This window comes from Limnohabitans sp. Bal53 (assembly GCF_003063355.1).
Classification (GTDB): Bacteria; Pseudomonadota; Gammaproteobacteria; order Burkholderiales; family Burkholderiaceae_C; genus Limnohabitans_A.
Genome location: NZ_NESH01000002.1, coordinates 731,060 through 744,055 on the forward strand (window position 1 = coordinate 731,060; position 12,996 = coordinate 744,055).

Annotated in this window: 14 protein-coding genes and 1 pseudogene; 6 read left to right on the plus strand and 9 right to left on the minus strand. The window is 59.6% G+C overall.

Annotated features, from left to right (window positions below; translation table 11 throughout):
* Positions 1 to 199: 199 nt before the first annotated feature.
* From ahpF to B9Z50_RS08345, 3 genes are all read right to left on the minus strand, one after another.
* On the minus strand, positions 200 to 1,792 hold the full coding sequence (gene ahpF / locus B9Z50_RS08335) for an alkyl hydroperoxide reductase subunit F (RefSeq protein WP_108363163.1): 1,593 nt from the start codon (positions 1,790 to 1,792) through the stop codon (positions 200 to 202).
* A 169-nt stretch (positions 1,793 to 1,961) separates the two neighbouring features.
* Positions 1,962 to 2,528, minus strand: a complete 567-nt coding sequence (ahpC, locus tag B9Z50_RS08340; RefSeq protein ID WP_108363713.1) for an alkyl hydroperoxide reductase subunit C — start codon at positions 2,526 to 2,528, stop codon at positions 1,962 to 1,964.
* A 128-nt stretch (positions 2,529 to 2,656) separates the two neighbouring features.
* Positions 2,657 to 3,103, minus strand: a complete 447-nt coding sequence (locus B9Z50_RS08345; protein WP_158270649.1) for a DUF423 domain-containing protein — start codon at positions 3,101 to 3,103, stop codon at positions 2,657 to 2,659.
* A 136-nt stretch (positions 3,104 to 3,239) separates the two neighbouring features.
* Here B9Z50_RS08345 and B9Z50_RS08350 point away from each other — a divergent pair, with 136 nt between their 5' ends.
* Positions 3,240 to 3,368 carry a DUF3149 domain-containing protein gene (locus B9Z50_RS08350; RefSeq protein ID WP_108363167.1) on the plus strand — a complete coding sequence of 43 codons (129 nt, stop codon included), beginning with the start codon at positions 3,240 to 3,242 and terminating at the stop codon, positions 3,366 to 3,368.
* Between the two features lie 77 nt (positions 3,369 to 3,445).
* Here the strand turns inward: B9Z50_RS08350 and cfa are convergent, their stop codons facing one another.
* A complete protein-coding gene (cfa, locus tag B9Z50_RS08355; RefSeq protein ID WP_370463062.1) occupies positions 3,446 to 4,330 on the minus strand; it encodes a cyclopropane fatty acyl phospholipid synthase in 885 nt (294 codons plus the stop codon).
* Complete coding sequence (locus B9Z50_RS18155; protein ID WP_370463063.1) at positions 4,331 to 4,564, minus strand: hypothetical protein; 234 nt, start codon at positions 4,562 to 4,564, stop codon at positions 4,331 to 4,333. It abuts the gene before it with no gap.
* 245 nt (positions 4,565 to 4,809) lie between these two features.
* Here B9Z50_RS18155 and B9Z50_RS08360 point away from each other — a divergent pair, with 245 nt between their 5' ends.
* Positions 4,810 to 5,568, plus strand: a complete 759-nt coding sequence (locus tag B9Z50_RS08360) for a 3-hydroxyacyl-CoA dehydrogenase (protein ID WP_108363169.1) — start codon at positions 4,810 to 4,812, stop codon at positions 5,566 to 5,568.
* Between the two features lie 68 nt (positions 5,569 to 5,636).
* On the opposite strand, the gene B9Z50_RS08365 is transcribed toward B9Z50_RS08360, so the two are convergent.
* A complete protein-coding gene (locus tag B9Z50_RS08365) occupies positions 5,637 to 6,431 on the minus strand; it encodes a hypothetical protein (protein WP_108363171.1) in 795 nt (264 codons plus the stop codon).
* An 83-nt stretch (positions 6,432 to 6,514) separates the two neighbouring features.
* Here B9Z50_RS08365 and B9Z50_RS08370 point away from each other — a divergent pair, with 83 nt between their 5' ends.
* Positions 6,515 to 7,204: a TetR/AcrR family transcriptional regulator gene (locus tag B9Z50_RS08370; RefSeq protein ID WP_108363173.1), complete on the plus strand. Its 690-nt coding sequence runs from the start codon at positions 6,515 to 6,517 to the stop codon at positions 7,202 to 7,204.
* Between the two features lie 343 nt (positions 7,205 to 7,547).
* Positions 7,548 to 8,048: a type II toxin-antitoxin system Phd/YefM family antitoxin gene (locus tag B9Z50_RS18160; protein WP_108363175.1), complete on the plus strand. Its 501-nt coding sequence runs from the start codon at positions 7,548 to 7,550 to the stop codon at positions 8,046 to 8,048.
* Here B9Z50_RS18160 and B9Z50_RS08380 read toward each other — a convergent pair.
* Positions 7,937 to 8,242 carry a HigA family addiction module antitoxin gene (locus B9Z50_RS08380; protein ID WP_108363177.1) on the minus strand — a complete coding sequence of 102 codons (306 nt, stop codon included), beginning with the start codon at positions 8,240 to 8,242 and terminating at the stop codon, positions 7,937 to 7,939. The two genes, B9Z50_RS18160 and B9Z50_RS08380, sit on opposite strands and share 112 nt — an antisense overlap.
* Positions 8,243 to 8,486: 244 nt before the next feature.
* Here B9Z50_RS08380 and B9Z50_RS08385 point away from each other — a divergent pair, with 244 nt between their 5' ends.
* Both B9Z50_RS08385 and B9Z50_RS08390 read left to right on the plus strand, forming a co-directional pair.
* Positions 8,487 to 10,313 (plus strand): gamma-glutamyltransferase family protein, encoded by a 1,827-nt coding sequence (locus B9Z50_RS08385; RefSeq protein WP_108363179.1) that lies wholly within the window; start codon positions 8,487 to 8,489, stop codon positions 10,311 to 10,313.
* 110 nt (positions 10,314 to 10,423) lie between these two features.
* The gene (locus tag B9Z50_RS08390; protein ID WP_108363181.1) at positions 10,424 to 11,407 is read left to right on the plus strand and encodes a tripartite tricarboxylate transporter substrate binding protein; all 984 of its coding nucleotides are present in this window, start codon (positions 10,424 to 10,426) and stop codon (positions 11,405 to 11,407) included.
* A 169-nt stretch (positions 11,408 to 11,576) separates the two neighbouring features.
* Here the strand turns inward: B9Z50_RS08390 and B9Z50_RS08395 are convergent, their stop codons facing one another.
* Positions 11,577 to 11,876, minus strand: coding sequence for a hypothetical protein (locus tag B9Z50_RS08395; protein WP_108363183.1), 300 nt, complete (start codon positions 11,874 to 11,876; stop codon positions 11,577 to 11,579).
* 226 nt (positions 11,877 to 12,102) lie between these two features.
* A pseudogene (gene istA / locus B9Z50_RS08400) lies at positions 12,103 to 12,879 on the minus strand (IS21 family transposase); the annotation flags it as partial.
* Positions 12,880 to 12,996 lie beyond the last annotated feature (117 nt).

Consider the following 12,996-nt stretch of genomic DNA (forward strand, 5'->3'; position numbering starts at 1 on the left):
CCCGAGCGCTGCCTCAAGAGCCAAGGTTACGCAGCGACAACCATCGCGCGCGTAACCCGGGGTCATGAGGCCCATGCACTCCAGCTTGACTGACCGTGGGCCACAAAAAGCCCCTTGATTGCAAGCAAGCAAGGGGCTGTTTGGGCTGGGGGACCACCCGATGCGCCACGCCTTTGTGCGGGCACATCAGGGATGCGTATCAGACGACCTCAACAACGTCTAAGGTCTCGGGCACAGCGGGCATGCGGATCAGGTGGTCAAAGGCGCTCAAGGCGGCTTTGGCGCCCTCGCCTGCAGCGATCACGATCTGCTTGTAAGGCACGGTGGTGCAGTCACCGGCTGCAAACACACCGGGCACATTGGTGTGGCCCTTGGCGTCCACCACGATCTCGCCAAATTTGCTCAGCTCCAAAGTGCCTTTGAGGAATTCGGTGTTGGGCACCAAGCCGATTTGCACAAACACGCCTTCGAGCTCGACCCAGTGGTCGTCGCCGGTGGTGCGGTCTTTGTAGCGGATGCCGTTGACCTTGCCGTCCACGCCCGTGATTTCGGTCGTCTGAGCGTGGGTGTGGATCGTGACGTTGGGCAGACTCTTGAGCTTGCTCACCAAGACCGCATCGGCCTTGAGTTGGTCGGCAAATTCGAACACCGTGACGTGGGCCACGATGCCTGCCAAGTCAATCGCCGCTTCGATGCCGGAGTTACCACCGCCAATCACAGCCGTGCGCTTGCCCTTGAACAAGGGGCCGTCGCAGTGTGGGCAGTAGGCCACGCCCTTGTTTTTGTACTCGGCTTCGCCGGGCACGTTCACATTGCGCCAGCGGGCACCTGTAGACAGGATGACCGAACGGGCTTTGAGGCTGGCACCGTTGGCCATTTGCACTTCAATCAGGCCGCCGGGCTGGCTGGCGGGGATGATTTTGTCGGCGCGCTGCAAATTCATGATGTCCACTTCGTAGTGGCGCACCTGCGCTTCCAAGGCGGCGGCAAACTTGGGGCCGTCAGTTTCCAGCACCGAAATGTAGTTCTCGATGGCCATGGTGTCGTTGGTCTGACCGCCAAAACGCTCAGCGGCCACACCCACACGGATGCCTTTGCGGGCCGCATACACGGCAGCTGCTGCACCGGCCGGGCCACCGCCCACCACCAACATGTCAAACGGGTCTTTGGCGCTCAGCTTGGCTGCGTCCCGCTCACCAGCGTTGGTGTCGAGCTTGGCCACGATTTCTTCGACGGTCATGCGGCCAGAGCCAAACACCAAACCGTTCAAGAACACCATGGGCACGGCCATGATGTCGCGCGCCGCCACTTCGGCCTGGAAGGCACCGCCTTCAATCACCACCGTCTTCACCTTGGGGTTGACGATCGCAATCAGCGACAACGCCTGCACCACGTCAGGGCAGTTGTGGCAGCTCAGCGACATGTAGACCTCGAAATTGAAGTCACCGTCCAGCGCCTTGATGCTGTCGATCACCTCTTGCTCGACCTTCGGGGGGTGTCCACCGGTCCAGAGCAAGGCCAACACCAAAGAAGTGAATTCGTGCCCCAAGGGCAGACCGGCAAAGCGCACGCCTGTGCTTTGGCCTTCGCGGGCCACCACAAACGAGGGCTTGCGGGCATCGTCGCCAGACGTGTCCAGGCTCACTTTTTCAGACAGCCCCTCGATGGTTTCGAGCAAAGCCTTCATCTCCACGCCGGTCTCGCTGTCGTCGAGCGAAGCGATCAAACGAATCGGCTGGCGCAGCAAAGCCAGGTACTGCTGCAATTGGGCTTTGAGGGTGTCGTCGAGCATGGTGTTCTCCGGTTTCGAGGGGGGAAAGTCTTTGAGCGCAGCACACGCCAACTTGTGGCCGGCATGTGCTGAACTCAAAGCCCTGCGGGGCAGGGCATCAGCCTGTCATGGCGAACAACGTGTAGCAATCCACGGATCGCCACGCGAGGCTCGCGATGACGGTACGGCTTTAGATCTTGCCGACCAGGTCAATGGAAGGAGCCAAAGTCTTGGCGCCTTCTTTCCACTTGGCGGGGCACACTTGACCGGGGTTGGCGGCGGTGTACTGAGCGGCTTTGAGCTTGCGCAGGGTCTCGGACACGTCGCGTGCGATCTCGTTGGAGTGCACTTCGGCGGTCTTGATCATGCCTTCGGGGTTGATGATGAAGGTGCCGCGCAATGCCAGGCCTTCTTCTTCAATGTGCACGCCAAAAGCGCGTGTCAGGGCGTGTGTAGGGTCGCCAACCAAGGGGAACTTGGCCTTGCCCACGGCAGGCGAAGTCTCGTGCCACACTTTGTGCGAGAAGTGGGTGTCGGTGGTCACGATGTAGACCTCGGCACCAGCGGACTGGAAAGCGGCGTAGTTGTCAGCAGCGTCTTCGATTTCTGTGGGGCAGTTGAAAGTGAAGGCTGCGGGCATAAAGATCAGAACAGACCACTCACCCTTGAGGGTTTCGTTGGACACTTGCACGAACTTGCCGTTGTGGAAGGCCTGGGTCTTGAAAGGCTGGACTTGGGTATTGATCAAAGAGGACATGGTCATTTCCTTGGGTTGGTTTTAAAAAAACTATCAAATGAGAAAACTCATTGGTAGCAATGATAAATCAACCTAGGGTTTCCACTCATGAGTAGTTGCTATTGACCCGATAGAAAAAACCTTTCAAGTCAGTTCTTGAACTTGAAACCCCTGCCAGCCCGCCAGCATCCAACAGCCAAAGCCAGCCAGGCCACGATCCAGGCCATGCCGCCCCAAGGCACCAAAGCGCGCAAGGCGTCCCAAGCAAGCACGTGGCGGGCATAGAGATTGAAGCTGAACAAAAGCAAACCGACCAGCATGAGCCAGCCAGCCGCCTGCAACCAACGCGTAGCCCCGCAAACACGCAACGCCAGCCCGGTGAACAACAAACCCAGCGAATGGAATTGCTGCTGACTCAAAGCGGTTTGCACCGCCGTGGGCACGCCCCCGGCAAACACCGGTAAATGCGCAAAAGCAGCACTGAACACCACGCTCGTGCAGGCGCTGATGGCCCCCAGCACCAGAAACCATCGGGCCGACAAGGGCCAGACTTCGGGCGGGGAAAAGGACGCAGGAGCAGACGAAGAGCTGGACATGGGGGATGGGCACAAGGCGATCAATGGAAGTCGCGCATTGGAGCACGACTTTGTGCCAATGCTTTGATTTTCATCAGTGACTACTTTCTCGGCGAGGCGCACAGTAAAACCGTCAAAGCCAACAAAAGGAAACCCCATGAAAATGCTCATCGATTTGTTTTCCACCGATTACGGCCTCATGAGTCTGGCGGTGATCGTGTTCATGCTGCTGATGGGTGCTTTCTTCTTGCGCATGTTCCTCCACAAAATGAACCACAACGAATAAGGCCATGCGCTGCCGGCCCCTCACAGCAGCGGCCTGCGGTAGCCCCCCGCCTGACCACTGGGTGACAGCACCACCTGCTACAACTGGTTGTCGAGGGCCCTGAAAGTGCCCGCGCAGCACAGCAGGTAATAGCGCCACATGCGGCAAAAGCGCTCACCGTAGCGGTCTTTCAGCGCAGGCCAGGCCGCCTCAAAGCGCTCGTGCCAGGCCATCAGGGTCTTGTCGTAGTCCTCACCCAAGTTGTGCCAATCCTCCATGACAAAGTGGTCCTCGCTGTAGAGCGCGATCTCCGAGGCCGATGGCAACGATCCATTCGGAAAAATGTATTTTTCGATCCATGGATCGATCGCCGCCCCTGCCCGGTTCTTGCCGATGGTGTGCAGCAATAACAAGCCGTCGTCCCGCAAGCAACGCCGGGCCATGTCGAAGAACGCGCGGTAGTTTTTGTGGCCCACATGCTCGAACATGCCGACCGAGGCGATGCGGTCAAAGCGCTGGTGGCCATCGGGGTTGAACTGGCGGTAGTCGGCCAGCTCAAATCGCACAGGCCAATCCCGCGCCTTGTCTGCCCCCAGCTGGGCTTGCGCTTTGGACACCGTGAGCCCCAGGCACTGCACCCGGTAATGCCGAGCCGCAAACAGCATCAAGCTGCCCCAGCTGCAACCGATGTCCAGCAGCGTCATGCCCGGTTGCAGTTGCAGCTTTTGGCAAATCAGATCCAGCTTGGCCTCTTGCGCTTGCGCCAGCGTTTGGGACTCGGGCCAGTAGCCACAGCTGTAGGCCATGGACGGGTCCAGCATGGCTTCGTACAAATCGTTGCCCAGGTCGTAATGCACCTCACCCACTTGCCAGGCCCGCTGTGGCGACTGCAAATTGGTCAGTCGCGCCTTGAGAGATGCCCACAGCCACCCGGCCCGTCCCACCTGCTCGTCCAGCCGCGCCCGCAAGATGCGGGTGATCAACTAGTCCACCTGGTCGCAATCCCACCAGCCGTCCATGTAACTCTCGCCCAAACCCAGACTGCCCCGCGTCAGGATGCGGTCAAAGGTGTCTGGATGGTGCACCCGCATGTCCCAAGGCCTGCCGCCTCCAACCCGGATACCGGCCGTGGCCAACAAGGCGCAGGCCCGACGCCAGTTGTCGTCGGTGCGCACCCAAGCCGTTTCCTTCGTGTCCCATGAGAGCTCTGAAGCCATGCGGTTCCCCTGTCCAGTGCCAAACGGGCGATGCACCCGTGACCTTGTTCATGCTAGAAAAACCGAGGCCCTCTGCACATCCAAACAAACCGGTAACTGCTTACCGTGTTTGCGGTAAGCCATGGGCCAGCCATGGCTTGACCACCCAGCGAAGCCCCTTTGGAGGACCTGCGGCGGCTTGGCCGCACATGGCCAAAGGGCATAATTGACGTTGACGTAACGTCAACCACACACAGGAGCAAAACATGGACATTCAAGGCAAAGTTTTCATCGTCACCGGCGGCGCATCGGGTTTGGGCGAAGGCACAGCGCGCATGCTGGCGGCCAACGGCGGCAAGGTCGTGATCGCCGACATGCAAGCCGAAAAAGGCGAAGCGATTGCCAAAGAACTGGGCGGCGCGTTTGTCAAATGCGACGTGAGCAACGAAGCCGATGGCCAGGCCGTGGTGGCCCAAGCTGTGTCGATGGGCAAACTCGTTGGTTTGGTCAACTGCGCAGGCATTGCCCCCGCCGAAAAAACCGTGGGTAAAAACGGCGCACACAACTTGGCCGTCTACACCAAGACCATCATGGTCAACCTGGTCGGCACCTTCAACATGATCCGCTTGGTTTCTGAAGCCATGTGCAAAAACGAGCCCGAAGCCACAGGCGAGCGCGGCGTGCTCATCAGCACCGCCAGCGTAGCGGCCTATGACGGCCAGATCGGCCAAGCCGCTTACGCCGCATCCAAAGGCGGCGTGGTTGGCATGACACTGCCCATTGCACGCGACCTGGCCCGCAACGGCATCCGCAACATGACCATTGCCCCCGGCATCTTCGGCACCCCCATGCTGTTTGGCATGCCGCAAGAAGTGCAAGACGCGCTGGCCGCAGGCGTGCCCTTCCCCAGCCGCTTGGGCACCCCACAAGACTATGCCAAGCTGGCCAAACACATCATCGAAAACGACATGCTCAACGGCGAAGTGATTCGTCTCGACGGCGCGATCCGCTTGGCACCAAAGTGAGCTGAAACATCACCTGCCCATGGGTCAAGCCAGGCGCTTTCCCATGGGTCAATCCGATGCCCTGGGGCTCAGCCCGACATGCCCATCACACTCAGCGCCCCCCATGCGGCCAGATAACTGAGCGTGAAGGCGATCACCCCAGGCACAGCGGCCTGACCCAGCAGCCGCTCGGCCAACAAACCCGCCAACGGTATGAATTGCTGCGCATGCACCGCCAAAAAGTGCGCTGGCCGCAGGTCTTGCCAGGTGTGCCAGCCCACCACTGGCCAGCCCACGCCCGCTGGCGGCTGTTTGCCCCCCAACATGAAGCCGCTGACCGTAGACAGCACAAAAGTCAGGGCCAAGCCCAAGAGTACAGCCCAAGTGGTGGGCGTGAGCACCGTCTCCCCCACCTCCGTCCAGATCACCCACGCCAGCCAAGCTTGTGAGGCCACCAAGCCCACCGCTGCCAGCGCCATCAGGCCGAACATCACGGCACGAACAGCGTCTGTTGTGTTGTAGTGCGACCCCTCGCCCCTGGCCGCTTGGTAAGTGATGTAGAGAACCTCAAACAACGAGGTGACGATGATCAATGCCGCAATCCACTGAAAACTTTGGCCTTGACCCACTTTGCCCGGCACCAGCAAGGTCAACCAAACCGTGGTCAAGGCAAACAGCGCCGTGCCCGCCATGAACTTCATGGGCTTGGCCCAGATGCCCACCTCGCGCAGAACACGCAAGTCGAACCAAGACAGCACATAAGTGGGCAACAGCAAAGCAGCCATCAGCAAACCATAAACGCACAAGATTTTTTGCGCTGCGCTCAGTCCCGCCCAGCCCAAAGTCGAATCGGCCAAGCCCTGCACCGCCTCTAAAAATGACATGACCACCCCAAAAGTTGACACCGTCAACAAGTGTCACTTAAACTGTTGACACTGTCAACATACCCCCCCCCGACAAAAGCAATATGGTCAAAACCATTCACGAGCTGGACCTGAAAGAAGCCTGCATCCAAGCGGCCCGCGAAGTGATCGCTGAACAAGGCATTGAGGGCCTGAGCCTGCGCGATGTCGCCCGAAAACTCGGGGTATCGCACCAAGCCCCCTACCGGCACTACCCCAGCCGGGACCACTTGCTCGCGGCCATCATGCAGCGCTGTTTTGAGGATTTCGCCAACCATTTGGACCAAGCGTCCCAAGCGCATACCTCGGATGCGCTGTTGGGCATGGGCGAGGCCTACATGCGCTACGCCGCTGAACACCCCCTTGAATACCGCTTGATGTTTGGCACCCCTTGGCCTGAACCTGCGGCCCATCCCGAACTGGTGCGCCATGCGGTGCATGCTTTTGACTTGTTGAGAAACCAGTTGCTGCAGCATTTACAACAACGCGCCAGCGCCCCACAAAGCGACATGCTGGCCCTGTTGGCCCAAGCGGAGCTGCAAGCCCTCTTCATTTGGTCGGCCCTGCACGGCATGGCCAGCATCCAGCAGGCCAACGTCATGCAGCACCTGGTACTCACGCCCGGCGTGCCTGCGCAAGCCGAACCCTATTTGATGGGCATGATGCACACCGCCCTGACCCTAGGTCCCACGCAAGCACCAACCCAGGCCAGCCCGGCCCCCTCCGCACCCGCCCCAAAAAAGCATGAAAACTGAACCACACCGCCGCTAGCACATGCCACGCCAATTCATCGCCGTGGCGACACGGTTGTAGGACACAGCGCCCCAGAGGGCGCATCCGATGCTCGCCTGAAGCGCGAAGCCCGCAGACGCGCGCGCATCGACCCGGAACTGCAACACGCCGATTTTGTGATCCACCCGGACATGGGTTTTGCCACCCGGCCTACACCTGCATTTTTCCGGATGGCCAGGCAATCGGGCGAGCGAGAGGCCCAACGGCTGTTGCCGCAACTGAAAGCAGCGCTGCAAAGTTCACGCCGCTTTTGAACAAAACAAATTTGGGCTATTTTCAGCCCCATTCAAACCACCGGTTGCCACCATGAGCCTGTCCACGCAAATCAAGCCCATCTCTTACCTCAAGAGCCATGCCGCCGAGATTGTGAAAGACTTCGCCACCAACCCGGAGCCCCTCATCATCACCCAAAACGGAGAGGCCAAGATGGTGGTCATGGACATTGCCGAGTATGAAAGACAGCAAGAAACGTTTGCGCTGCTCAAGTTGGTGTCCATGGGCCAAAAAGAACTGGCACAAGGACGCGTGAGCGACATGGACGCCTTTTTGCCGAGATGGATCAACAGCCATGACACGGCGCATCCAAATTCTGGATGCAGCCAAGCCAGACTTTCGGGAGATTCAGCGCTACGTCACCACTCGTTTTGGCCAAACCGTCCGGCAAGAGGTCAATCAAGATTTCTGTCCACTGCGCATCAATCGGCTGCCAAGCCCTGCGGCAAGGGCATGCGCCCAATGGGCGGGCGCTCTTTGGCCCGCTCTGTGGCTTTCCACAAATCGCTTTGGGCCTGCAAAGCCAGCCAATAACCCGGGCTCGTGCCCAAGGCCTCTGAAAGCCTCAAGTCCATGTCGGCCGACACGGCCGCATGGCCATTCAGAACACGCGAAAGCATCACGCGGCTGATGCCCAAATGGCCTGCAAAAGCCGTCACGCTGGTCTTTAAATCCTCTAACCACCCCGCCAGAATTTCACCGGGGTGGGCCGGGTTGTGCATCTTCATGACGCGCCTTTCAGTAGTGGTCAATCAATTTATCAGATTGATAACTGGCCAGCACGAGGGAGCTGATGCAATGATCTTGGTTTGAGCGCGGGCCAAGCTTGGCCACCCAACACATCCGGCCTGTGTTGGCGCTCAAGGTCTGCAGCACACCAAGCCTGCCCCAAAACCTTCACACCCACCCTGTCGCGCATTCACTGGGTGCTGACCTGCATTGCCGCTAGCATCCTCTCAACAGGAACAACACATGAACACACATTTGCCTTTGAGCCTGATGGTGCTGGCGCTGCTCAGCGCCTGCTCGTCTGGGCCCACCACACAGCCCCCGGACAACACCCTTCGCTACAGCGTGCCCGATCTGGCCATCCAACCCGAGGCGGCCAGTGGCAACAACGCCAAACCCGGCTGGGCCTACTCGCGCCAGGCGGTGGCGGCGGCCAATCCGCTGGCCACCGATGCAGGGCACCAAGTGCTTCGCGCAGGCGGCTCGGCGCTCGATGCTGCCATTGCGGTGCAAATGGTGTTGGGCTTGGTAGAGCCGCAGTCCAGCGGCATTGGCGGCGGCGCGTTTTTGTTGCACTTTGATGGCCAAAAAGTCACCGCGCATGACGGGCGAGAAACCGCACCGGCTGGCGCTCGGGGCGACATGTTCATGGACCAGGGCAAACCGCTGCCTTTTGCGGATGCGGTGCTCAGCGGCCACTCGGTGGGCGTGCCGGGCGTGGTGCGCATGTTGGAGGTGGCGCACCGCCAACACGGCCGCCTGCCTTGGACGCAGCTGTTGACCCCCGCCATCACGCTGGCCGAGCAAGGCTTTCGGGTCAGCCCCCGTTTGCACGCCCTGCTGCAAGCCGACCCGCACCTCAAAAAAGACCCATTGGCCCTGCGCTTTTTCTACAACGCCCAAGGCCAAGCCTGGCCCGTGGGCCATGTGCTGCGCAACCCTGAATATGCCCATGTGCTGCGCCGCATCGCCGCCGAGGGCAGCCGCGCCCTGCACGAAGGGCCGGTGGCCCAGGCCATGGTGGCACGCACAGCGCAAGCACCGCGCCCCGGCACCCTGAGCCTGCAAGACCTGGCCCACTACCAGCCCCGCATGCGCGAAGCCCTGTGCTTTGACCACACCGCCGCATCGCGGGAGTACCGCATCTGCGGCTTCCCCGCACCCTCCTCGGGCCAGATCGCCATCGGCCAGATCTTGGGCATGCTGGGCCAAACCCAGGCGCAAGGCCCCGAGATGGCAAGCGGCCGACCCACACCCGACTATTTGCACCGCTACACCGAAGCCTCGCGCCTGGCCTTTGCCGACCGGGCGCAATTTGTGGCCGACCCTGAATTTGTGAGCGCCCCCGCAGGCAACTGGCGCAGCCTGCTGGCACCCGACTATTTGCAAAAACGCAGCCAGCTCATCGGTACCCAGGCCATGAAAGCGGCCCCCGCAGGCCAGCCCGGTGGCCACACCACCAGCTTTGCACCCATGCCCACTCAAACTGAATACGGCACCAGCCACATCAGTGTGGTCGATGCACAAGGCCACGCCGTGGCCATGACCACCACCATCGAAGCCGCCTTTGGCTCGCGGCGCATGGTCACCACCGACCCGACTCGCACCGGCGGCTTTTTGCTCAACAACGAGTTGACCGATTTCAGCCTGGCCCCTGCCGACGCGCAGGGCCGCCCCATCGCCAACCGGGTCGAGCCTGGCAAACGCCCGCGCTCGTCCATGTCGCCCACATTGGTGTTTGACAAGGCCACAGGCCAGTTGCTCATGAGCGGCGGCAGCCCTGGCGGCGCACTCATCATCCACTACACCGCCAAGCTGCTCACGGGCACGCTGCACTGGGGCCTGAACGCGCAGCAAGCGATCGACCTGCCCAACTTCGGCTCGCTGGGCGGCCCCACTTTGCTCGAAGCCAAGCGCTTTGACACCAGCACCCTGGACGCACTCAAGGCGCGTGGCCACGAGGTGCGCGAGATCGACATGACCAGCGGCCTGCAGGCCATCGAGCGCACCCCCAGAGGCTGGTTTGGCGGGGCCGATCCCCGGCGCGAGGGCGTGGTGCTGGGCGACTGAGCCTCAGTCACGAAAGCGACCACGCTTGGGGTTCGCCTCAGGTTTGCCCTCTTGCCAGCTGGCGCCGCTTCTATTGGAATGTTCACACCCCATTCCAACAGGAGACCCGATTGAAAACCCAAGGCACGTCACGACGCACATTTGTCCAGGCATCCGCAGCCGCCGCTGTCACGGTGGCCTTCCCCACTTTGGCGCAAGCACAGGCCTTTCCGGCCAAGCCCATCAAACTGATTTGCCCCTGGCCTGCCGGCGGCTCCACCGACGCCGTCATGCGCGCTCTGGCCGAGAGCGCCAGCAAGGCGCTGGGCGGCACCGTGGTGGTAGAGAACAAACCTGGCGCCAGCGGCATGTTGGGGCCCAACGAGCTGCTGCGTGCCCAGCCAGACGGCTACACCCTGTCGCAAATCACCATCGGCGTGGCACGCTTGCCACACATGATGAAAATGCAGTTTGATCCGCTCAAAGACTTCACCTACATCGCCTGCCTGACCGGCTACACCTTCGGGGTGGTGGTGCGGGCCGACTCCCCCATCAAAACCATCAAGGACCTGGTGGACTTTGCCAAAGCCAACCCCGGCAAGTTCACCTACGGCTCCACGGGCAACGGCACCACGCCCCACCTGGCGTTTGCCGAATTTGCCAGCAAAGCCAAAATCGACGTGACCCATGTGCCCTTCAAAGGCAGCGCCGATGGCGTACAAGCGCTGTTGGGCGGCCATGTCATGTCGCACAGCGACGCCACCGGCTGGGGCCCCCATGTCGACGCTGGCACCCTGCGCCTGCTGGCCACCTACGGCAGCAAACGCACCAAGCGCTGGCCCAACGTGCCCACACTCAACGAGCTGGGTTACGACACCGTCTCCGACTCGCCCTTTGGCATCGGCGGCCCCAAGGGCATGGACCCGGCCGTGGTCAAGAAACTGCACGACGCTTTCAAGCAAACCCTGACAGACCCCGCCGTCATGGCCAGTTTCGACAAATACGACCAATCGGTGATTTACATGGGCACCGAGGAGTACACCAAGTTCATCCGCGACACCTTCCAATCGGAGAAAGCCACCATCGAGCGGCTGGGCTTGGCCATGAAAACCTGAGACAACCACCCAAACGGGTCCTATTTAACGGACCCTTCAGGTCATCCACCCCACCTCACCCCCACCCGCACTGCAGGTGGGGGTTTTTTCATCACGACAGATGGCCGCCGCGCAAAGCCAGCCCAAACGCTGGATGGCCAGCGATTTCGGGCTTATACCGTCAAACCGCCTAGTAGTACACGAAGGCACCATCCACTCCGTTACTGGATACCACTGATAGAGCAATAGCGCTGTCATAAATTAAGGCATGACCGATGGACAGACTGGAGTCGAACAGGACGCTGTAACTGCGTCCCGCTTCAAACTGGTAACCCGCTGCTGCCAGAGCACTTTGGTCCGTGGCGCTCAGGGATATGGAGGTCCAAGCGGCGTCCGAGTTGACCTCGAGTTTGTCCCCCGAACTGCCCGTCACCAACAGCATTTTGGATTCGTTGTAAGTAGTCACGCTGGTGTTCACCGCATCGGGCATGTGCAGCAGATCGCGCAGGGTGTTGATTCACTTACCAAACAGAGCCAGACTTCACGTTCAAATATGAGCCACTTGGTTATTGATGTTTTATTTCAAGATTGTGGATAAGTCTGGTGATAAAGCTGTTTCCTCGTCTCCTTTCGATTGCTTTGTTCTACTTGTCTTAGCTCCTTTAACCTTAGCGGTAGAGCTCCTGAATCGCCAACTTTGATTGCCTGTTTCAACACTCGCCTGCGTCTCGCCATATTCCTCGCCGTCGATCTTGAACGTTTTTTTCAACAATGCCCTTCTCCCAGCCTGCCGCCCGATTACAGAACTCAGGCTCGAACAGGTAATGACCTGTCATGGCTTCAAAGCGAGCATTGATGCTTCGTTGCTTTCCAGTCCCCACCTTATCAATGGCAGTCTTCATGTTGTCGTAGATTCCTCGCTTGGGCACTCCACCGAAGACTTCAAAGGCTCGACGATGAGCATCAAACAACATCTCGTGTGACTGAGCGTAATAGGCAACCATCAGGAAAGCTCTGCTGGAAGCCAACTTGATATGAGCGACTTCCAAACGTCTTCGTTGACCCTCCACGACAGCGTATTCACAGCTCCAATCAAATTGAAAAGCCTCGCCAAGCTCAAAGCTCAGCGGAACAAAACCAGCATGTCGTGGAGCAGTCTTCTGCTGCTCTCGCCAATACTTGCAGTACTCGTAGACAGGTCCTCGACTGCCCCCATAGCCGAGCTCACGAATACCTTCAAAGATCTCTTTCGTTGTCCGACGGTCTCGTTTGCCTCGATGCATATCGGCCTTGAGCCACAAGATCATTTGCTCTTTAAAGGGCTCCAAAATCGACTTCGCAGGGACCCTTTTGGGGTAGCGAGGCTCTGTCACGTCAACTAACGCTAGCCAACGTGAAGCGGTGTTACGGGCAATGCCTAACCTTTGGGCGGCTTCTCGAACTGATACCCCTTCGCGTAGTACCAGCCGACGTAATTTGCTAAGTGTTCCCACGTTTATCACTCCTGCACACCCCTGCCCAAATAATTAGCAGGATATGTGGAACGTGGCTCAAACTTGCTCGTGAATGTTTATCAGAGTGGCTCAGTTTTCAAAATAAAACAACAGCCC

Bases quoted from the DNA above. Each gene is read 5' to 3' on its own strand.
- B9Z50_RS08380 (WP_108363177.1), bottom strand. From the start codon at position 8,242: ATGAAGATGCACAACCCGGCCCACCCCGGTGAAATTCTGGCGGGGTGG.
- ahpC (WP_108363713.1), bottom strand. From the start codon at position 2,528: ATGTCCTCTTTGATCAATACCCAAGTCCAGCCTTTCAAGACCCAGGCC.
- B9Z50_RS18155 (WP_370463063.1), bottom strand. From the start codon at position 4,564: ATGGCTTCAGAGCTCTCATGGGACACGAAGGAAACGGCTTGGGTGCGC.
- B9Z50_RS08360 (WP_108363169.1), top strand. From the start codon at position 4,810: ATGGACATTCAAGGCAAAGTTTTCATCGTCACCGGCGGCGCATCGGGT.
- B9Z50_RS08395 (WP_108363183.1), bottom strand. From the start codon at position 11,876: ATGCCCGATGCGGTGAACACCAGCGTGACTACTTACAACGAATCCAAA.
- B9Z50_RS08345 (WP_158270649.1), bottom strand. From the start codon at position 3,103: ATGTCCAGCTCTTCGTCTGCTCCTGCGTCCTTTTCCCCGCCCGAAGTC.
- B9Z50_RS08350 (WP_108363167.1), top strand. From the start codon at position 3,240: ATGAAAATGCTCATCGATTTGTTTTCCACCGATTACGGCCTCATGAGT.
- B9Z50_RS18160 (WP_108363175.1), top strand. From the start codon at position 7,548: ATGAGCCTGTCCACGCAAATCAAGCCCATCTCTTACCTCAAGAGCCAT.
- B9Z50_RS08385 (WP_108363179.1), top strand. From the start codon at position 8,487: ATGAACACACATTTGCCTTTGAGCCTGATGGTGCTGGCGCTGCTCAGC.
- B9Z50_RS08365 (WP_108363171.1), bottom strand. From the start codon at position 6,431: ATGTCATTTTTAGAGGCGGTGCAGGGCTTGGCCGATTCGACTTTGGGC.
- ahpF (WP_108363163.1), bottom strand. From the start codon at position 1,792: ATGCTCGACGACACCCTCAAAGCCCAATTGCAGCAGTACCTGGCTTTG.
- B9Z50_RS08370 (WP_108363173.1), top strand. From the start codon at position 6,515: ATGGTCAAAACCATTCACGAGCTGGACCTGAAAGAAGCCTGCATCCAA.